Source organism: Mucilaginibacter sp. UYCu711 (assembly GCF_050433825.1).
Classification (GTDB): Bacteria; Bacteroidota; Bacteroidia; order Sphingobacteriales; family Sphingobacteriaceae; genus Mucilaginibacter.
On record NZ_JBNPWM010000013.1, the window covers coordinates 19,287 to 38,868 of the forward strand.

Here is a 19,582-nt window from a genome sequence, read left to right on the forward strand (position 1 = left end):
TATGTCGCTTAAAACACGACTGGCAACGTTTGATGATGTGCCACAACTGATGAAGTTGATTGCTTTATCTGTTCGCGGATTAAGTACTGATTATTATACCCCGCAGCAAATTGAAAGTGCGCTTAAATACATTTTCGGGGTTGATAGCCAACTGATAACTGATGGTACTTACTATGTGATAGAAAAAGATAACCAAATGGTGGGTTGCGGCGGGTGGAGCAAACGTAATACGTTATACGGCGGCGATCAGCATAAAGAAACAGAGGATCCATTACTTGACCCTGCGAAGGATGCCGCAAGGATAAGGGCATTTTTTGTGCACCCGGATTATGCCAGGCAGGGGATAGGCAAGCATATTATTAATGTTTGCGAAACCGCGGCCCGCGATAACGGTTTTACCACTTTTGAATTGGGGGCAACCTTGCCCGGTGTGCCGCTTTATACCGCAATGGGCTATTCGCCGGTTAAAAGGGTGGATGCTGTTTTAGCTGATGGCGAAGTGTTAGGTATTTTAAAAATGCAGAAACAAGGGTAAATAAAAAGGCTTACGAAGCATAGACCCCGCAAGCCGTTTTAACGGGTTAACGTATTAAAATTTCAAACCTAAGTTAAAGGCTGATCTGAAATTTTGAGCACCATCACTATAGCTTGTTAAGTTTACCAATATGTTTGAGAAGCCAAGCTGCCCTTCATACTCAAAAAATATTTTTAACTTATTGTTAAGCGGGAACTGTATCCCTAACCCGCCGGCGGCACCAAAATCTGTGCTGTTAAAACTGCTTTTTAAATCCGTGTTGGCATAGTTTTCTTTGGCGCTTAATAAAAAGCCCACATAGGGACCTAGGTTGGCATACCAGTTGTTTTCACTTCCAAAATGTATAGTAGCGGCAATTGGTATGGTTATATAATTTATCGAATAATATACACCGGTAACAGTTTTTCCATTTGAAGCATAATAGCCGTCTCCCCAACCTTTTGGATCATAAATAACCTTGGCTTTTATACCCCATTGATCATTAATCGCCCGTTCGGCTGATACGGCAAAATTTGGTGCCCAGATAAGGCCGGGGCTGACGCTGTTTTGCTGGCTTGAAGTTACATAAGAGGCGTTAATGCCGCCGCTAACTCCAAATTCCATTGTTTTTTTTGACTGTGCCTGGGTTAATGAGTAAACGCCAAGTACAATAAAAAGTGTAGTAAATATTTTTTTCATAATTGTGGGTGTTTAGTTAAGCGAAAGTAAACTAAGTTTTAAACTTAATGGCGGAAATATTTAAATACTGACTTATTGGTAGGTATTTAGTTCATCATATAATAAGTGTAGAATAATATTTAATATAACACGTGTGCCGCCTTATAAATAATTACCTACTAAATTCATAGGGATTTTGTTAATTTCGCGGTTCAATTACCATAGCGTTAAATAATGGACTATCAATTTAAAGATATAGAGCAAAAGTGGCAGCAGTTTTGGGCCGATAACCAAACGTTTAAAGCCGAAGATAAATCCACTAAACCCAAGTATTATGTGCTGGATATGTTCCCTTATCCATCGGGCGCTGGGCTGCATGTGGGCCATCCGCTGGGTTATATTGCATCTGATATTTTTGCACGCTACAAACGCTTAAAAGGCTTTAACGTATTGCACCCCATGGGTTATGATAGCTTTGGCCTACCGGCCGAGCAATACGCGATACAAACCGGCCAGCACCCTGCCGTTACAACGGCTGATAATATTGCTACCTACCGCCGACAGTTAGACCAGATAGGTTTCTCGTTCGACTGGAGCCGCGAGGTACGTACCAGCTCGCCTGATTATTATAAATGGACACAATGGATCTTTATGCAGCTGTTTAACAGTTGGTATAATAAAGATGCGGATAAGGCGCAGTCTATTGCCAAACTGGTTGAACATTTTGAGCAAAACGGATCGGCGGGAGTTAACGCCGTTTGCGATGAAGAGGTTTTGACCTTTGCTGCTGATGAATGGAAGGCTAAGACCCCCAATGAACAACAACAAGAATTATTAAAATATCGCTTGACTTACCTGCGCGAAAGCACGGTAAACTGGTGCGCCGCTTTAGGTACCGTATTGGCTAATGACGAGGTTAAAGACGGCTTTAGCGAGCGTGGTGGCTACCCTGTTGAGCAGAAGAAAATGATGCAGTGGAGCATGCGCATCACCGCCTATGCCGAGCGTTTATTGCAGGGACTGGACAAAATTGACTGGCCCGAACCGCTAAAAGAAATGCAGCGCAACTGGATAGGTAAAAGTACCGGTGCGTCCGTAAGATTTCCTCTTGACACTCAAAACTTAAAACCCACAACTCAAAACTATATTGAGGTGTTCACTACCCGTGTTGATACCATATTTGGTGTTACATTTTTGGTGATAGCGCCTGAGCATGAGTTGGTGGCGGAACTAACCACGCCTGCTCAGAAAGCAGAAATAGATGCCTACATCACCCAGACCAAAAAGAAATCGGAGTTGGACAGGATGGCTGATGCCAAGACGGTATCGGGCGCGTTTACGGGCAGCTATGTTATTAACCCGTTAAATGGCGAGAAAATACAGATCTGGATTGCCGACTACGTATTGGCAGGTTACGGCACCGGCGCAGTAATGGCCGTACCAAGCGGCGACCAGCGCGATTACCTGTTTGCCAAACACTTTAATTTGCCGATAGTACCTATCATCGATATACAAAATATTGAAATCGAGGCCGACCCGACCAAGGAAGGGATCTATATTAATTCCGACTTCGCTAACGGCCTGGATTATAAAAATGCTACGGCAGTTATCATAGCTAAATTGGAGGAACTGGGCCTGGGTAAAGCCAAAATAAACTTCAGGATGCGCGATGCTATTTTCGGCCGTCAGCGCTACTGGGGCGAGCCGGTACCGGTTTACTTTAAAGACGGATCGCCGCACTTAATTAGCGAAAGCGATTTGCCATTGCTATTGCCCGAAGTTGATAAATACTTACCTACCGAAACCGGCGAACCGCCATTGGCAAGGGCCGAAGGCTGGGTGTACAACCCAGCCCCCTCTAAATCTCCCCCGGTAGGGGAGACTTCGCCAGCGCACGAGGCCGGAAATTATAGGGAAACTGCTGATCCTGTTTATTATGAAAAATTAAAGGATTATAGCCGCGACAACCGGAATCATCCGACAGAAGCAGAAAGTATTTTGTGGGAACTAATAAGAAAAGAGCAAACTGGCTATAAATTTAGAAGGCAACATGCCATTGATCAATATATAGCTGACTTTGTTTCGCTTGAAAAAGGCTTAGTGATCGAGTTGGATGGACATCACCATAAATTAAATAAAGAAGCCGACGATGCCAGAACCGAGATATTGAATCATTTTGGTTTTAATGTTATAAGATTTACAAATGACGAAGTATTACAAGGTCCTCAAAAAGTATTTGAAATAATAAAAGCGAAGCTTGATTCATTGCCGGAAAGAGATAAAACTCATTTTATAGGTGATCAAAAAGTCTCCCCTACCGGGGGAGATTTAGAGGGGGCTGAGTATGCTTACGAGTTAAGCACCATGCCGGGTTGGGCAGGAAGCAGCTTTTACTGGTACCGCTATATGGATGCGCATAATGATAAAGCGTTTGCATCACAAGAAGCTATTGAATACTGGAAAGATGTTGACCTATACATTGGCGGCAGCGAGCACGCTACCGGCCACTTGCTGTACAGCCGTTTCTGGAATAAATTTTTAAAAGATATCGACCTGGTAATTGAGGAAGAGCCGTTTAAAAAGTTGATAAACCAGGGCATGATACAGGGGCGGAGTAATTTTGTATATCGTTTAATTGATGAAGAGGGCAAGGGTACAAATACATTCGTATCGCATGGCCTGATCAAACAATACAAAACATCACCATTGCATGTGGATGTTAATATTGTGGAGAACGAAGTTTTGAATACCAATAAGTTTAAAGCCTGGCGCGAGGACTTTGCTAATGCCGAATTTATACTGGAAAACGGCAAATACATCTGCGGTGTTGAAGTTGAAAAGATGTCCAAATCTAAATTCAACGTAGTTAACCCGGATGATTTGATTGCCCGTTACGGTGCCGACACTTTGCGTATGTACGAAATGTTCCTTGGTCCGCTGGAACAAAGCAAACCCTGGAATACCAATGGTATTGAAGGTGTATTCAAATTTCTGCGTAAGTTTTGGCGTTTGTTCCATAACGAAGCCTGGGAGTTTAGTGTGTCAAACGCGGGGCCAACTAAAGCCGAATTAAAATCACTGCACAAGATCATCCGTAAGGTGGAGGAGGATATCGAGCGCTTCTCGTTCAATACTTCGGTATCCAGCTTCATGATCGCTATAAATGAACTGACCGACCTTAAGTGCAATAACCGCGCAATATTGCAGGATTTGGTGGTGGTGCTTTCAGCTTACGCCCCGCATATCTGCGAGGAGCTTTGGGTGATGCTGGGTAACCAGGCCGGCACATTATCATATGCGCCATATCCTAAATTTAACCCGGCCTATTTGGTTGAGGATGAATTTGCGTACCCGATATCCATCAACGGTAAAACTAAAATGAACCTGAGTGTTTCGCTGAGCCTTGAGCCTAAAGAGATAGAAGAATTTGTTTTGGCCAATGCCGATGTACAGCGTTATTTAGATGGCAAACAGCCTAAAAAGGTTATTGTGGTTAAGGGGCGTATTGTAAATATGGTGGTTTAATTACCACAAAAAAGCACAGGGGTTTCGCAAACTGATCTAATCCGCGAAACCCCTCCCTTCCACTTCATAGCCCGACGCACCCCTCCCGTGGGGAGGGAATAGATCGCTTCAAAATATGCACTTAATGCTGTTTAACCACCCCTTAGTGTAACATCTACAACATATTCGTTATAAATTGTATTAATAGTGCTGTAGCGTTGTAACATTTGAAGTAATTTCGCCTCTAATTACAAAAAATGTTAAAATGAAACGTATAATTCTACTATTAGCAATAATTTTTTCTGTTACCGTAGCTAAGGCTCAGTTTGGTATTGGCGGTGGTTCTACCGTTGTGGGTAAGGTATCAGGAACGGTTATCGACTCGCTTACAAAAAAACCGTTAGACTATGCTACCGTAGCTATATATCGTGCTACAGGCAATTCTCCTATAAATGGTGTTGTTACTGACGAAAAAGGAAACTTCAGGATAGATAATGTTAAACCCGGCGAGTATAAGTTAGGTATTTCTTTTATCGGTTATCCTACCAAGATGGTAACGGGTGTTGTAACAACGCCGTCAAAACCAGATCATGGCGTAGGGGTGGTTTTTATCGCTCCAAGTGCAAAAGCATTAAAAGAAGTTGTGGTAACCGGCGCAGCCGCATTGGTTGAAAACAAAATAGATAAACTGGTTTACAACGCCGAGAAGGATCTTACATCAGCCGGCGGCAACGCTACCGACGTATTGCAAAAAGTCCCGTTGGTATCTGTTGATATGAATGGTAACGTGGCTTTGCGCGGCGACCAGAACGTTCGTGTGTTGATCAACGGTAAACCATCAGGCGCTACATCAGCAAGTTTGTCTGACGTTTTAAAAACCATTCCTGCTGATCAGATCAAATCAATCGAGGTTATTACTTCGCCATCTGCCAAGTATGATGCAGAAGGATCTGGCGGTATTATTAACATTATCACCAAATCAAAAAATGCCAACGGAATAAGCGGCTCAGTTAGTGGTGGTGTGGGTACCCGTCAAAATAACGGTAATGTTAACTTTAATTATAACCGTAACAGGTTTAGCTTATCAGCCAATTTAGGTGGTAACTTAACCTGGCCGCAAACATCAACAACCGTTTCTGATCAAACTGTTAAAACAGCTGCGATACCAGCAAACGGTGCTAACCCGGGTGTTGCCGCTGTTGACGCGCATAACACCGGTAACTCAAGCAGCCGTATTGCAAGGCATGGTGCAATGGGTTCAATAACGGCAGGTTATGAGTTTAATGCATTTAACAACATTAACAGCACCATCCGGTTAAATGATGGTGGGTTTAATATTGATGGTAACGGCATTAACAACCGTATTGATAATATTACCCCGGCAAACAGCCTTGCCTACAATAGTAAAACTATCTCTCATAATAAATTCCAGGGATTTGACTGGAACCTTGATTATACCCATAAATTTAAAAAAGAGGGCCATGAGTTAACTATTTCAGGTCAGTGGAGCCATAGTATAATCAATACAGATTACTCAAACTTATATACTGCGCTTAACCCAAGCCAAAAAGGAAATAACGACGGTACAAATAACGAGTACACCGCACAGGCCGACTACTCTTTACCTGTAAGCAAGCTTTTAAAATTTGAAGCCGGCGGCAAAACCATCCAAAGACGTATTAATAGTATCTATGATATCTTCAATACCGATGCCAACGGTGGTACTGTTAATCGTGATGATATCAACTCCAACCTGTATGACTATACTCAAAATGTTTACGCAGGATATTCTGTTTTTACCTTTACGCTTCCTAAAGCATATTCATTATTAGTAGGTGGCCGTTATGAAAATACAGCTATAACCGGCGACCCTAAAAACCCATACCAAAATACAACAAGTGGTAATTACCAGGTATTGGTGCCATTTAGCGCAAAATACAATACTTATATCCCAAGCTTAACAGTACAAAAGGTATTTGGATCAAACACGTTGAAATTATCATATAGCAAACGGATCCAGCGCCCAAGCCTGCAGGTTTTAAATCCGTTCATCAACCGCAGCCAGGTTCAAAGCCAGTCGGTAGGTAACCCTAACTTGTCGCCAGAGACTTCACAAACTGTCGAGTTAAACTATAATACCTTTATCAGCTCATCGGTTATAAACGTATCGGTTTTTTATAAAAACACTAATAACTTAATTGAGAGCATTGCTTCGCCAATTAAAGAAACTATAAACGGTAAAGAAATAGTAGGTACGCGTTCTGTATCAAATAACATTGGCGAAAATAATTCATTAGGTGCAAGTTTCTTTGGTTCGATAAACCCTATCAAGATCTTAACCATACGTGCAAGCGTTAACGTGTTTACTTATCACCCAAGTGTTTATGGCCAGTACGTTAGTTTTATAAACCCTGATGCGTTAAAAACACGCTTTATGTCCACTATGTTTGGTAGTGTATCGCTTAACTTGCCAAGCAACTTTATTGTTGAAGGATTTGGATTTTCAAACTCGGCACGTCGTACCATACAGGGTACCAGCCCTGCGTTTGGTATTTATGCCCTGGGTGTAAAAAAACAATTTGCTGATAAGAAAGCGTCTATCGGTTTCAATACCGTGCAGCCTTTTGCAGTTAATAAATCGTTCGATCAGAATATATCAAGCCCTGGCTTTACACAAAGCAGCCATACAAGTTTTCCATTCCAATCATTTGGTATAACATTTAGTTATGCATTTGGTAAAATGAACTTTGGCCCAACCAATCCAAATCAGAAGAAAAAAGGTGTTAACAATGATGACCTTATCCAGGGCGGCGACCAGCAAGGTGGCGGCGCAGGTGGTGGCGGTGCACCAGCCAGACAATAAGTAGCAATCAACATATAATAAAAAAGCGATGAGTGAAAACTCACCGCTTTTTTTATGGGCTATAAATTTAACTTGTCATTCTGAGCGTGAGCGAAGAATCTTATACGCTATCTAAGCCGTTAGCTACCTGTCATTTTACAAGATTCTTCACTCCGTTCAGAATGACAATATTATTTGGTTGTAGATGATGTTACTTATCCAAAAACTCCTGTACAAATATGGCGGTCGCCTGTGGCGCTTTGCTGCCTGCTTTGTAGGTGGTTGCTTCCCCTAATGCTTCGCCGTGTATACCGGGTAGCACTGCTAATTCGGCGCCATCTATTAGTTTGGCCATTGCCATCGTATGCGGAATGGTGATCACATCCTTATCGGCTACTATAAACATTGCAAGAGCTTTTATATTGCTGATGTCGGTATCGCTGATATCTTTAAAGTCTATCATCCGTTGCTTGTCTTTATTAAACATGGTAAGCAGCCCGGCCTGGTTGGGGGTTACTTTTAAAAAGGCGTCTTTTAGCGGCTGAGGCATACTTTCAAATGTGGCCGTTTTCATGAAGTCGAAAAAGCCGTTCATAAAACCATCACGTTTATAACTGCCTGCTATAACAACTATTTTATTAACCAGTTGGGGGTGCCGTATGGCTATTTGCAGCGTAGTGGTACCGCCATTGCTAAAACCCATAATATTGGCTTTAGCTATTTTTAAATGTTTTAACAGTGCTGCCACATCATCGGCGTCCTGCTCGAACGACTCCGGCGCATCCCGGTCGCTGGTGCGGCCATGTGCCTGCAGCTCTACAGCGATAACTTTATTATTGCCGGCAAAGTAGGGCAGGATGTTGCCAAAAGTTACTTCGATGGTTGAGCCGCCGCCGTGGATCAGGACAAGTGGCATATCGCCTTTGCCATGGATCTCATAATACATGTTGATGCCGTTAACAGCGGCATGGCCTGATGTTACTAATGTTTGCATTTTACTGGTTGGTTTTTGTGCGATAGCCTGCAAGGTTATGAATAACATTAAAGTAGCAAGCTGGGCGCGTAAGTTAATGATCATTATTATTTAGTTAATTGGTTGGCTAAATACATGCTTAGTTTTTCTACGTTTTGTTTCAAGCCTTCGGCAGCGTTATGTGCTTTTACTATCGTCTGAAGGATCTCCTCCGAGTCAAACAGCATGCGCCAGGTAAGCAGCGTTTGTTCGCCTTGCGCTTCAAAATTAATGGTAGCCACAAAATGCGGGTTAAAGTGTTCATAACTTATCCTTTTAAATTCAATAACCTCTTTAAAGGTGCTTTTATTAACATAGTCTGTTCCGTCCGGTCCGTGCATCACTAAATTCCATTGGCCGCCCGGCACTACATCCATTTTACTTATGGTATTGGTAAAGCCATTAGGGCCCCACCAGTTAGCGATATGTTCGGGGTTGGTCCACACCTCCCAAACTAATTCAACGGGGGCGTTAAGGGTCCTTGTAATGAATAATTCACGGTCTTTAGTGTTGCTTTCCATGCTGTCTTTCTTTTTTAAGTTTATCTAAATAAGTTTCTAAGTTGTCCAATTTCTGTTCATGATGCTGGCGGAAGCGATCCAGCCAAACCGTTACTTCGTTCAGCTGGTCAAGTTGTGCCTCGCATACCCGTTCGCGGCCCTGCTTCTTTATTTTAAGCAGTTCGCATTCTATCAAAATTTTTATGTGGAGCGATATGGCCTGCCGGCTTACATCAAAGCTGTCGGCAATAGTATTTACATTAAGGGGTTTATCGGCCACCATGTTGATGATCTGGCGGCGGGTAGGGTCGGCAATAGCCTGGAATACATCTCTTCTCTGAATCATTATGCAAGTATATGCTTGCAAATATAAATGCAAGTATTTGCTTGCGCAAATTTATTTGAAAAAAAAGTAAAGCAGAAAATGTACTTTAGTAAACCATGACCAGGAAATGCCTAATCACAATTATAATAGCTGCGATCTTTTTAAGCGGATGTAATAAAGTTAAGCCAGTTAGTTTGATAGGGGAGAATTTCTACCTTGTATCGACTGATATTAACCAAAGCCGTTATGTGCAGATAAATTATCAGTTTCAACCTGGCCAGGTAGAGGTTTTTGCAATTAAGAGTCTGCACCCTATGTATGGCGATGTAACAATTGGCCCGTATTCGTTCAAAAATAATATGCTTAAAATACCATTGATAGGCACCATTGTGGCCAGGCAAACTGCTGACGGATTTAATTTATATCGTAATGGTAAGCTCAAATACAGGCTAACGAGGGAAACAAAATCTTTTATCCAGCCTCCCCAACATCAATCCCAATTTGTTTCAATAACAAAGTAGCGTTAAACGTTGTACACTCGCCGTGTTTCATTTTATAATCAAACAGCATTTCGCCGTTAATTACCTGGATATCGAAATGGAAATTACGGACATAATCTGGATAGGCGTTTTCCAGCTTAGCCATCTCCAGATCGTGCGTGGCAACCATGCCTACGCCTTTTTTAACTATCAGCTGCTCAATAACGGCTTTCGACCCCAGGTACTTATCGACCGAGTTAGTACCGCGCAGCATCTCATCAATCAAAAAGAAAACCTTGTATTCCTGCACAACCGCTGCCAGCAGCATTTGCAGGCGGTCAAGTTCGGCTTTAAAGGTTGACGTACTTTCGTTAAGCGAGTCCTTGATGCGCATATAGCTTACCATGGTTATTACCGATACCCGCATACTTTCGGCACAAACCGGCGCGCCGCAAAGCGCCAGTACCGTATTAATACCAATGGTCCGCAAAAAGGTACTCTTGCCCGCCATGTTGGAGCCGGTAATGATATCGATCTTATAAGTATCCGTAAGTTCATAATCATTGGTGACCCGGTTTTTACTGTTGATAAGCGGGTGGGCGATTGCTTTAGCCACCAGTGTATAAGCTTCACCATCTTCAATTTGCGGAGTTGACCATTCGGGATAATTAAATTCAAGCCCGGCTATGCTGGTAAGGGCCTCAAACTCGGCTATTACATCAAAGGCTTCTTCCAGGTTTTCGTGGTTGTTGCGTTTCCATTGTTCAATAGCGATGGTTTGTTTAAGCGCCCATAGCAGGAAAACATTCAGCACAAACCCAACAACCATTATCAAATTATAGCTCAGCTTATCAATCAGCTTAGCTAAGGCGGCTATATTTTTCGAGGTTTGGTTTTCTTTTATCTTTCGGGTAAGGGTGTTATTATTTGCAGCTTGCCACTCTTGTGTTTCTATCTTATCAAACACAACAGCATAGCCCGCCAATACCTTGCTTATCTTATCGGCAATGGCCGACGATTTAACAATATAACCACCCTTTGATGCAACAATTACCAGGTTAGTTGCTGCAAGTAACAGGGCCGCCAACTCGGCTATCGGCCAAAAGAATCCGGCTATAACAGCCGCCAGTAACAGGAAAGGAGCAATCCTAATGTATTTAATCAGTATCGCCTCGCCCGGGATATTTAGTGGCGTGTACAGGTAATTAAATAATCCCTTAAGCTGATTATTATCGGTTTTGTTAGCAAACAGCAGCAGGGTTTGAAACTCCAGTTTCCATTGGTTCTTGCCGGCTATTTCTTTAACTGCTGCCTGCCGTTCCAGGATCACATCCTTTTTTGCAGGCGCGCTTAGCCAAGCGGCCAGCTTTGCAATACCCGGCCCGGTAGCTGCACGGTTGAGTAGCTGGAACAGCGACATGCTGCCAAAGATATCCAGGTCAGACGTATAGAAATGCTTCTCGTTAGCAAAACCTGCCCCGTTGCTGTATAAATTATCGCGGGAGGTTAGGCTGGCCAGCTCGTTCTCGTTAATGAGTGTAAGGTCCTTAAAATAGCGCATCTGGCGCTCATAGCCGCTTTGGCGCGCTACCAGCCAGGCAAACGCAAACAGCAACAGCACAAAGGTTATCGCTACAATGGTAAAATCATCGTTAACTATCCCAAAGTATATGCCAACAACCATGGCCACAAATACGCCCAGGCGCATTAAAGCATAGGTATCTGCTAGTTTTTTATATTTATCAGCCTCTTGCCGTGCAAGCCGCGCGTTGTTATTATAATGATCTAAAATATCTTGTTCCATCCGTTAAATAAAATCAGTCAAAATAAGCACTAATATTTTAAATAACCGTTTATTTGTTGTTTTATGAAGATAACTTTCTTAACCGTCGGCAAAACAGAGGATGCTTATTTAAAAGATGGCATTGATAAATATGTAAAGCGGCTAAAGCATTATACCAAACTGGAAATGGTTGACCTGCCCGAACTAAAGAACACCAAAGCTTTAACCGAGCAGCAGCAAAAGACTAAAGAAGCCGAAATGATCCTTAAAAAGATCCTGCCCCTGGATCACGTTATCCTATTGGATGAAAAGGGGATGGAGCTTACTTCTAAACAGTTCGCGGCCTATATCGATAAAAAGTCCATCAGCTCAACCTCAAGCCTGGTATTTGTGGTGGGCGGGTCGTATGGGTTTGATCAATCGGTTTATGAGCGGGCCAATGATAAGCTGTCGCTATCGCGGATGACGTTTTCGCACCAGATGATACGGTTGTTCTTTACCGAACAGCTGTACAGGGCGTATACAATCATAAAAGGCGAGCCCTATCATCACGAATAAGGCGCTTTATCAAGTTGTCATTCTGAGCATGGCGAAGAATCTTATACGTTATACTTGTCGCGTTTAGAAGATTCTTCGCTATGCTCAGAATGACAAACACTTTTTTAGTTAACTTTGCATCCATGGGTCACGACCATTTACACGAACACAATCACGCGCATGGCCTTGGCCATCATCATGAACCGCCTAAGCTTGATCATTTAAACAGCGCTTTTATATGGGGCATAGTACTCAACTCGGCTTTTGTTATTGTTGAATTTGTTGCGGGTATCCTAACCGGGTCATTATCCCTGTTAACCGATGCCGGCCATAACCTAAGCGATGTTGCCAGCCTGGCGTTGGCGCTGCTTGCTTTTAAAATGACCAAAGTTGGGTCAAACAGTAAGTATACGTACGGTTATAAACGGTCTACCATCCTGGTATCCTTCTTTAACGCGGTTATACTGGTGGTTACGGTAGGCATAATTATTTATGAAGCTATTACCCGCTTTATCAATCCCGAAGTAGTATCAGGCAGTACAATGGCCTGGGTGGCCGCCATAGGTATCGTTATAAACGCTTTTACGGCTTATCTTTTTGTGAAGGATAAAGATACCGACCTTAACGTAAAAGGCGCTTATTTGCACATGGCTGTTGATGCCATCGTGTCGTTAGGTGTGGTTATATCGGGCGTTATCATTTACTTTACCAATTTATATTGGATTGATAGCGTAGTAGGCTTACTTATAGGCGTCGTTATATTGCGCGGTACCTGGGGGCTGCTCAAAGAGAGCCTGCGCCTTGAAATGGACGGCGTACCTAAAGACATGGATCTTACCAAGATCAAAACCGAACTGTTAAAAGCGAAAGGCGTAGTGGATATTCACCACATGCATGTTTGGGCGCTAAGCACTACAGAAAACGCCTTAACCGCACACTTGGTTATAGCACCTGCCGACCTGCATTTGTTTGACAATATCAAACAAGACCTGCGCCACCGCCTGCAACACCTTGATATTAATCACAGCACCTTTGAGCCCGAGTTTGCGAATGAGAAATGCGACGAACCGGATTGTTAAACCTCACCCGGCCTTCTCCAAAGGAGAGGGAGGAAGTACAAGTGTTTCACTTTAAAATGAAACACTTTGCAACAGTTGAAACACTGTTTTAGGATAATCTGCTAATTATTAGCGTTTTAACAAAATCGAGTGAAACACTTTTGCAACACCTTATTCGTCTGGTTTTTTGACTGTAGTTACCTGTTATTTTATTGATGATCAGTTAATTGTAAATTGACTGTTTTTGATGGAGTGAAACACTTTTTTTGAAACAGCGCACCTGGCTCATCAGCCACAAATATCCCCAAACAAAAAAGACTTGCAGAGTTTAACTCCGCAAGTCTTTTAAGCAGTTGTCTATCAACTTATCCTTTTTTTGATGGATTTTTTGGTGCGCTAACCTTTGGTGCCTGTGGTTTAGGGGCAGCGGTTGGCTTTTTAGCTACCGGTTTTGGTTTGTCGGCGGCCTTTACAGGTACCGCAGCTTTTTCGCCTTCGCCGGCCTCGGCTGCTTTTGGCGCTTCTTCGCTAAACAAAGGCATATCTTTCAGGATGTGGTACCAGTTCAGGATCTTCTTCATATCAGAAGCATAAACTTTTTCTTCATCATGGCCCGGGGCCACTTCTCTGAAAAAACCTCTTAACTTAGTGCCGTCAGCTTTAGCATCAGGTACGTTTGCAGCAGTTTTTATGCGCTCAAATATGCCCGTTAGTTTAATATCCTCGTCATCACCAAAAACAGTGATCTCGTCCAATGCCGCTAATTTAGCGGTCGACAGGTTGGCTATTAGCTTGGTTTTTTGCGCGTCAAGGCTTTCTAACACAAAACCTGTTTTGTTTTGCACCAATGCTTTCCATAAACCCGGTTTACCTGAAACCGATACAATTCCGCTTAAATTCATATGTTGAGTTTTGAGTGGTGAGTAGTGAGTTTTGAGTGTGGCATTAACTCACCACTCAAAACTCAGTACTCATAACTACCTAATTAATCCTCTATTACTTCTATTGATGTTATTTTATCGCCCTGGCGGATATCGTCAACCACGTCAATATTCTCTATAACTTTACCAAAGCAGGTATGGTTACGGTCTAAATGCGCGGTGTTGGTACGGCTATGGCAGATAAAAAACTGTGAACCGCCGGTGTTACGGCCTGCATGAGCCATTGATAATACACCACGATCATGATATTGTAATTCGCCGGTTAACTCACAATCAATGTTATAACCTGGTCCGCCGCTGCCGGCTTTGTAAGCCGTTGCAGGGTCTTTAGAGAAAGGGCAACCACCCTGTATCATAAAGTTAGGGATAACACGGTGAAAAGCTATACCGTTGTAAAATCCTTCTTTTGCCAATTTTTTAAAATTAGCTACTGCTTTAGGTGCATCTGTTTCGTAGAATTCTACGGTCATATCGCCTTTTTCAGTTTTTATAATTGCTTTACTCATTGTCAATTTTTTTAAATGGTTGGCAAAGGTAATGTTTTTAAGGTGAAAGCTAAAAGGTAAAAGGGATAAAGGTTTGAATGCCTTTCAGACACAACTATTTATCTACCAATGCCAGCCACTGCCTGATAACCTTTTGCAAATCATCAGCTTTAGTTTTTACCTCATCCATAGTTTTAAACGTAACCATGCGGCGGCCATCGGTGTAATTTCCCTCTAAAATTCCGGTGGTGTCATTAATGATGGCGCCGGTAGGGAATATCAGCAGGGCCACGTTTTTGCGGGTATTTAGTACAATAATATCCCGCTTATATTCTTTCGGGGCGAACGGTTTCATATCGCCGCTATAAAAAAAGCTGGGCGAGTTCCATTTTATTTGCTCCGCGATATCGGGCGACGTGCTTAAAATTAACTGCCGGATGGTTTCCACCAATTGGGCAAAAGGGGGATCGAGTTTGTTGATGAAACTGGTTACACTTTGCGGGTCGTTAATGTCTTTGGCCATATAATTAAAAATCTAAACTGAATATTGTCGCAACTACACCCTAACTATGTCCTTTTAACACGCTAAATTTAGGCTTTTACACTCCTAAATTTGACTAAACTTTAAAACAAACCAAAATGGAAACGAAACAATTATCAAAAACAGCCTTATGGTCCGGCTGGATCATCAGTGTGTTAGTTATTCTTTTTTTATTGCTTGATGCAGGGATGAAAGTGGTAGAAGCCGCGCCATCAATGGAAGGCAGCATCAAGTTGGGCTGGCCGGCAGATATGGTACAACCTATCGGGTTTATCTTACTGGCCTGCACTATACTGTATGCCGTGCCACGTACCGCTGTCATCGGCGCAATTTTAACAACCGGTTATTTGGGAGGGGCAATAGCTGTAATGATACACGCACAGCAGCCATATTATTTCCCGGTGGTATTTGGTGCTTTGACCTGGTTAGGGCTTTACCTGCGCGATACGAGGGTGCAGGCGTTTATGTAAGCCTAACGTAGCGATGGGTTTTAAACCCATCGCTAATTGTTAAATATGAACAGATGGATAATGCGAGTGCCGTAGGCACGGTCCATATAATATGCGTCGTACCTACGGCACTTGTGTTTACATTTTTTATCGTTCACCGGGTTGAAACCCGGTGCTACAATATTTGTCGAGCCGATGGCTCTTAAATCTTTCGAACACTATTGGTTTTAAACTCATTGCTAATTGTTAAATACGAACAGACAGAGGCGTAGCCTCGATTAATATTGTTAAAACGGGTTTCAACCCGTTGTAATTAAAATAATAGATAATGCGAGTGCCGTAGGCACGGCCCATATAATATGCGTCGTACCTACGGCACTCGTGTTTGCATTTTTTTACCGTTCACCGGGTTGAAACCCGGTGCTACAATATTTGTCGAGCCGACGGCTCTTAAATCTTTCGAACACTATTGGCTTTAAACTCATTGCTAATTGTTAAATATGAACAGATAGAGCCGACGGCTCTTAAATCTTTCGGACACTATTGGTTTTAAACTCATCGTTAATTGTTAAATATGAACAGATAGAGCCGACGGCTCTTAAATCTTTCGGACACTATTGGTTTTAAACTCATCGTTAATTGTTAAATACGAACAGCAGAGGCGTAGCCTCGACCAATATTGTAGCAACGGGTTTCAACCCGTTGTAATTAAAATGATAGATAATCAGAGTGCCGTAGGTACGGCCTATATAATATGCGTCGTACCTACGGCACTTGTGTTTACATTTTTTATCGTTCACTGGGTTGAAACCCGTTGCTACAATATTGGTCGAGCCATCGGCTCTTAAATCTTTCGAACACTACTTATTTTAAACCCATCGCTAATTGTTAAATACGAACAGACAGAGGCGTAGCCTCGATTAATATTGTTAAAACGGGTTTCAACCCGTTGTAATTAAAATAATAGATAATGCGAGTGCCGTAAGTACGACCCGTATAATATGCGTCGTACCTACGGCACTTGTGTTTACATTTTTTATCGTTCACCGGGTTGAAACCCGTTGCTACAATATTGGTCGAGCCATCGGCTCTTAAATCTTTCGAACACTACTTATTTTAAACCCATCGCTGTTCGATATTCGGTGTTAGATATTGCTATCAATGTAATACCTTAAATATTTATTCGTTAAATTTGAACATGAGTTGCCGTTTAAAACACCTTTTAGCTTTTACCCTTCTGCTTTTACCTTTAATTAACCGGGCCGCATCTATCTTGATGCCGATGGATGAAGTGCAGAAGAACCACCTTAAAGCTTATGGTATAGCCTTTTGGGTGTTAAAGAACGGTGGCGAGGTTGACTGGCTGCTTAACTACCGCGGCGGCAGCTTCATGACCAAATATGATAAGAAATTAGAGGACGAATGTAATATCCGCGGCATTAGTTACGAGGTTTTGGCCGATGCAAAAGTAGCCGAAATAGTTACCCAGGTTGGCGATCCATCGGTTAATATGGATTTGGTAAAACTGGAGAAAGCGCCACGTATAGCCGTTTACTCGCCAAAAAACAAACTGCCCTGGGATGACGCGGTTACCCTTGTGTTAAAATATGCCGAGATCCCGTTCGACCTGGTGTATGATGAGGAAGTGCTGCGCGGCGACCTGCCTAAATATGATTGGCTGCACATGCACCATGAGGATTTTACCGGGCAGTACAGTAAGTTCTTTTCGGGCTATAGTAGTGCGCAATGGTATATTGATGATAAAAAAGCGCAGGAAGACATGGCCAACAGGCTGGGCTTTAAAAAAGTATCAAAAATGAAGTTGGCTGTAGCGCAGCATATCCGCGATTTTACTGCCGGCGGCGGATTTTTGTTTGCCATGTGCTCGGGCACCGAAACGTTTGATATAGCGCTGGCAGCTGCAAATACGGATATCTGTGAAAGCATGTTTGACGGCGATGGTGCCGACCGCAACGCGCAAAGCAAACTGGATTTTACCCAAACCTTCGCGTTCCAGAACTTTAATATCGACCTTAACCCGTTCACGCATAGGTTTAGCGATATTGATGTTACCAGCACCCGCGTGGTTGATAAGGCAGAAGATTTTTTTACGCTGTTTGATTTCTCGGCTAAGTGGGATGTGGTGCCAAGTATGCTCACCCAAAACCATGATAAGGTGATAAAAGGTTTTATGGGCTTAACTACTGCCTTTAATAAAAACACCATTAAGCCTGGTGTAACAATTATGGGCGAAATGAAAACAGCCAACGAAGTTCGTTATATTCACGGTGAATACGGGAAAGGCCAATGGACGTTTTACAGCGGCCACGACCCCGAAGATTACCAACACGCGGTAAGCGACCCGCCAACTGATTTGAATTTACATCCAAATTCGCCCGGTTACCGGTTGATATTGAATAATGTGCTGTTTCCGGCCGCTAAGAAAAAGAAACAGAAAACGTAAGCCCCCAGCCCCCTTCAAGGGGGGAGAACATATAGAAGAGTGATATGAAGTGTTTTTTTAAATATCTTTTATCTTTCACCTTTCTGCTTTTAGCTTTCGGCTCAAAAGCGGCTTCCATATTAATACCTATGGACGAGCTGCAAAAAGATCACTTAAAATCATACGGACTTGCCTTTTGGGTTTTGAAACAGGATGCCGAGGTTGACTGGCTGCTTAATTACCGCGGCGGCAGTTTCATGATGCTTTATAATAAAAAAACCGAGGACGAGTGTAAGATCCGGGGAGTAAGCTATGAGGTGATATCAGACGCGAAGGTTGCCGAGATTACCGCGCAGATAAATGACCCCTCGGTTAATATGGACCTGGTTAAGTTACAAAAGGCCCCGCGTATGGCGGTGTACTCGCCCAAAGTAGGCGTTAAGCCGCAGGATGACGCGGTAATACTGGTTTTAAAATACGCCGAGATCCCGTTTGATATAATTTATGACGAAGAGATATTAAAAGGGGACCTGAATAAATACGACTGGCTGCACCTGCACCACGAAGATTTTACCGGCCAGTACAGCAAAGAGGGCCGCCGTAACACTGATAAATTTTTACAAACCAAAGCTATTCAGGAAGCGCTGGCCGAAAAATACCATTTCGCCAAAGTGTCAAAAATGAAACTGGCCGTGGCGCAAACCATTCGCGATTTTTGTGCGGGAGGTGGGTTTTTGTTAGCGATGTGCTCGGGCGCTGATAGTTTTGATATTGCTTTAGCCGCAGCTAAAACAGATATTGTTGATGAACAATATGACGGCGACCCGCCCGACCCGCGCGCGCAATCAAAGCTGGATTTTACGCAGACTTTCGCATTTCAAAACTTTACGGTAACTACCAGTCTGGGTAATAATTTTGATGGTGGCGGTCGTGGTTTTGGCCGTGGTGGCGGTGGCGGCCGGTTTAGTGATATTGACGTGAGCGGTACACGCCATATCCAGCAGGAGGATGATTTTTTTACGCTGTTTGATTTCTCGGCCAAATGGGATGTGGTGCCCAGCATGCTTACGCAGGATCATGACCGGGTAATAAAAGGGTTTATGGGTTTGGCTACGGCTTTTAATAAAAGCAAGATCAAATCAACCGTAACTATAATGGGCGAGTTAAAATCGGCCAACGAAGCACGTTATATCCACGGCGAATACGGCAAAGGGCAATGGACATTTTACGGCGGCCACGACCCCGAAAACTACCAATATAACCCCAACGAACCACCAACCGATCTTTCATTGCACCCCAACTCGCCGGGATATCGGTTGATCCTGAACAATGTGCTGTTCCCGGCTGCTAAGAAGAAGAAGTTAAAGACGTAACCCCCCAACCCGCTGAAGGGGCAGTAATAACCATCATGTCATTTCGATACGAGGAACGAGTGAGAACTTCTCTCTTGAGCGATAGCGAAAAAATCTTATACGAGCGGCCTGTCCCGCG

Annotated in this window: 16 protein-coding genes; 8 read left to right on the forward strand and 8 right to left on the reverse strand. The window is 43.1% G+C overall.

The features are described from left to right. Position 1 precedes the first annotated feature (1 nt). On the forward strand, positions 2-535 hold the full coding sequence (locus ABIB50_RS23630) for a GNAT family N-acetyltransferase (RefSeq protein WP_429383855.1): 534 nt from the start codon (positions 2-4) through the stop codon (positions 533-535). 54 nt (positions 536-589) lie between these two features. Here the strand turns inward: ABIB50_RS23630 and ABIB50_RS23635 are convergent, their stop codons facing one another. After that, positions 590-1,213, reverse strand: a complete 624-nt coding sequence (locus ABIB50_RS23635) for a porin family protein (protein WP_429383857.1) — start codon at positions 1,211-1,213, stop codon at positions 590-592. A 213-nt stretch (positions 1,214-1,426) separates the two neighbouring features. Here ABIB50_RS23635 and ABIB50_RS23640 point away from each other — a divergent pair, with 213 nt between their 5' ends. After that, positions 1,427-4,717, forward strand: a complete 3,291-nt coding sequence (locus tag ABIB50_RS23640; RefSeq protein WP_429383859.1) for a leucine--tRNA ligase — start codon at positions 1,427-1,429, stop codon at positions 4,715-4,717. Positions 4,718-4,961: 244 nt separating this feature from the next. Further along, positions 4,962-7,559, forward strand: coding sequence for a TonB-dependent receptor domain-containing protein (locus ABIB50_RS23645; protein WP_429383861.1), 2,598 nt, complete (start codon positions 4,962-4,964; stop codon positions 7,557-7,559). Between the two features lie 190 nt (positions 7,560-7,749). Here ABIB50_RS23645 and ABIB50_RS23650 read toward each other — a convergent pair whose 3' ends face one another. The 4 genes from ABIB50_RS23650 to ABIB50_RS23665 all read right to left on the reverse strand — a co-directional run bounded on the left by ABIB50_RS23650 (position 7,750) and on the right by ABIB50_RS23665 (position 11,658). Then, a complete protein-coding gene (locus ABIB50_RS23650) occupies positions 7,750-8,616 on the reverse strand; it encodes an alpha/beta fold hydrolase (RefSeq protein WP_429383862.1) in 867 nt (288 codons plus the stop codon). Positions 8,617-8,618: 2 nt separating this feature from the next. Then, positions 8,619-9,071 carry an SRPBCC family protein gene (locus ABIB50_RS23655; protein WP_429383864.1) on the reverse strand — a complete coding sequence of 151 codons (453 nt, stop codon included), beginning with the start codon at positions 9,069-9,071 and terminating at the stop codon, positions 8,619-8,621. Then, positions 9,055-9,396 (reverse strand): ArsR/SmtB family transcription factor, encoded by a 342-nt coding sequence (locus ABIB50_RS23660; RefSeq protein WP_429383866.1) that lies wholly within the window; start codon positions 9,394-9,396, stop codon positions 9,055-9,057. The genes ABIB50_RS23655 and ABIB50_RS23660 overlap by 17 nt, the downstream gene beginning before the upstream one ends. A gap of 450 nt (positions 9,397-9,846) precedes the next feature. Beyond that, on the reverse strand, positions 9,847-11,658 hold the full coding sequence (locus ABIB50_RS23665; protein WP_429383868.1) for a MutS-related protein: 1,812 nt from the start codon (positions 11,656-11,658) through the stop codon (positions 9,847-9,849). Positions 11,659-11,721: 63 nt separating this feature from the next. On the opposite strand from ABIB50_RS23665, the gene rlmH reads away from it, so the two are divergent. Next, positions 11,722-12,195 (forward strand): 23S rRNA (pseudouridine(1915)-N(3))-methyltransferase RlmH, encoded by a 474-nt coding sequence (gene rlmH, locus ABIB50_RS23670; RefSeq protein WP_429383869.1) that lies wholly within the window; start codon positions 11,722-11,724, stop codon positions 12,193-12,195. A gap of 122 nt (positions 12,196-12,317) precedes the next feature. Further along, entirely contained in the window at positions 12,318-13,253 is a 936-nt protein-coding gene (locus tag ABIB50_RS23675; RefSeq protein WP_429383871.1) for a cation diffusion facilitator family transporter, read from the forward strand. Between the two features lie 344 nt (positions 13,254-13,597). Here the strand turns inward: ABIB50_RS23675 and ABIB50_RS23680 are convergent, their stop codons facing one another. The 3 genes from ABIB50_RS23680 to ABIB50_RS23690 form a co-directional block, all read right to left on the reverse strand. Continuing rightward, on the reverse strand, positions 13,598-14,134 hold the full coding sequence (locus tag ABIB50_RS23680; protein WP_429383873.1) for a DUF5606 domain-containing protein: 537 nt from the start codon (positions 14,132-14,134) through the stop codon (positions 13,598-13,600). Between the two features lie 83 nt (positions 14,135-14,217). After that, a complete protein-coding gene (locus ABIB50_RS23685) occupies positions 14,218-14,679 on the reverse strand; it encodes a peptidylprolyl isomerase (protein ID WP_429383874.1) in 462 nt (153 codons plus the stop codon). Between the two features lie 94 nt (positions 14,680-14,773). Next, positions 14,774-15,181 carry a DUF1801 domain-containing protein gene (locus ABIB50_RS23690; protein WP_429383876.1) on the reverse strand — a complete coding sequence of 136 codons (408 nt, stop codon included), beginning with the start codon at positions 15,179-15,181 and terminating at the stop codon, positions 14,774-14,776. A 116-nt stretch (positions 15,182-15,297) separates the two neighbouring features. Between ABIB50_RS23690 and ABIB50_RS23695 the strand changes: the two genes are divergently transcribed. The 3 genes from ABIB50_RS23695 (at position 15,298) to ABIB50_RS23705 (ending at position 19,464) form a co-directional block, all read left to right on the forward strand. After that, entirely contained in the window at positions 15,298-15,669 is a 372-nt protein-coding gene (locus tag ABIB50_RS23695; RefSeq protein WP_429383878.1) for a DoxX family protein, read from the forward strand. A 1,261-nt stretch (positions 15,670-16,930) separates the two neighbouring features. Then, positions 16,931-18,112, forward strand: a complete 1,182-nt coding sequence (locus tag ABIB50_RS23700) for an asparagine synthetase B (RefSeq protein WP_429384196.1) — start codon at positions 16,931-16,933, stop codon at positions 18,110-18,112. Between the two features lie 44 nt (positions 18,113-18,156). Next, positions 18,157-19,464 (forward strand): asparagine synthetase B, encoded by a 1,308-nt coding sequence (locus ABIB50_RS23705; RefSeq protein ID WP_429383880.1) that lies wholly within the window; start codon positions 18,157-18,159, stop codon positions 19,462-19,464. The last annotated feature ends 118 nt before the right edge of the window (positions 19,465-19,582 follow it).

Excerpts from the sequence above, each read along its gene's own strand:
- ABIB50_RS23650 (WP_429383862.1), bottom strand. The coding sequence starts at position 8,616 with ATGATCATTAACTTACGCGCCCAGCTTGCTACTTTAATGTTATTCATA.
- ABIB50_RS23680 (WP_429383873.1), bottom strand. The coding sequence starts at position 14,134 with ATGAATTTAAGCGGAATTGTATCGGTTTCAGGTAAACCGGGTTTATGG.
- ABIB50_RS23675 (WP_429383871.1), top strand. The coding sequence starts at position 12,318 with ATGGGTCACGACCATTTACACGAACACAATCACGCGCATGGCCTTGGC.
- ABIB50_RS23685 (WP_429383874.1), bottom strand. The coding sequence starts at position 14,679 with ATGAGTAAAGCAATTATAAAAACTGAAAAAGGCGATATGACCGTAGAA.
- ABIB50_RS23660 (WP_429383866.1), bottom strand. The coding sequence starts at position 9,396 with ATGATTCAGAGAAGAGATGTATTCCAGGCTATTGCCGACCCTACCCGC.
- ABIB50_RS23695 (WP_429383878.1), top strand. The coding sequence starts at position 15,298 with ATGGAAACGAAACAATTATCAAAAACAGCCTTATGGTCCGGCTGGATC.
- ABIB50_RS23705 (WP_429383880.1), top strand. The coding sequence starts at position 18,157 with ATGAAGTGTTTTTTTAAATATCTTTTATCTTTCACCTTTCTGCTTTTA.
- ABIB50_RS23700 (WP_429384196.1), top strand. The coding sequence starts at position 16,931 with ATGGATGAAGTGCAGAAGAACCACCTTAAAGCTTATGGTATAGCCTTT.
- ABIB50_RS23640 (WP_429383859.1), top strand. The coding sequence starts at position 1,427 with ATGGACTATCAATTTAAAGATATAGAGCAAAAGTGGCAGCAGTTTTGG.
- ABIB50_RS23645 (WP_429383861.1), top strand. The coding sequence starts at position 4,962 with ATGAAACGTATAATTCTACTATTAGCAATAATTTTTTCTGTTACCGTA.
- ABIB50_RS23665 (WP_429383868.1), bottom strand. The coding sequence starts at position 11,658 with ATGGAACAAGATATTTTAGATCATTATAATAACAACGCGCGGCTTGCA.
- ABIB50_RS23655 (WP_429383864.1), bottom strand. The coding sequence starts at position 9,071 with ATGGAAAGCAACACTAAAGACCGTGAATTATTCATTACAAGGACCCTT.
- ABIB50_RS23690 (WP_429383876.1), bottom strand. The coding sequence starts at position 15,181 with ATGGCCAAAGACATTAACGACCCGCAAAGTGTAACCAGTTTCATCAAC.
- rlmH (WP_429383869.1), top strand. The coding sequence starts at position 11,722 with ATGAAGATAACTTTCTTAACCGTCGGCAAAACAGAGGATGCTTATTTA.
- ABIB50_RS23635 (WP_429383857.1), bottom strand. The coding sequence starts at position 1,213 with ATGAAAAAAATATTTACTACACTTTTTATTGTACTTGGCGTTTACTCA.
- ABIB50_RS23630 (WP_429383855.1), top strand. The coding sequence starts at position 2 with ATGTCGCTTAAAACACGACTGGCAACGTTTGATGATGTGCCACAACTG.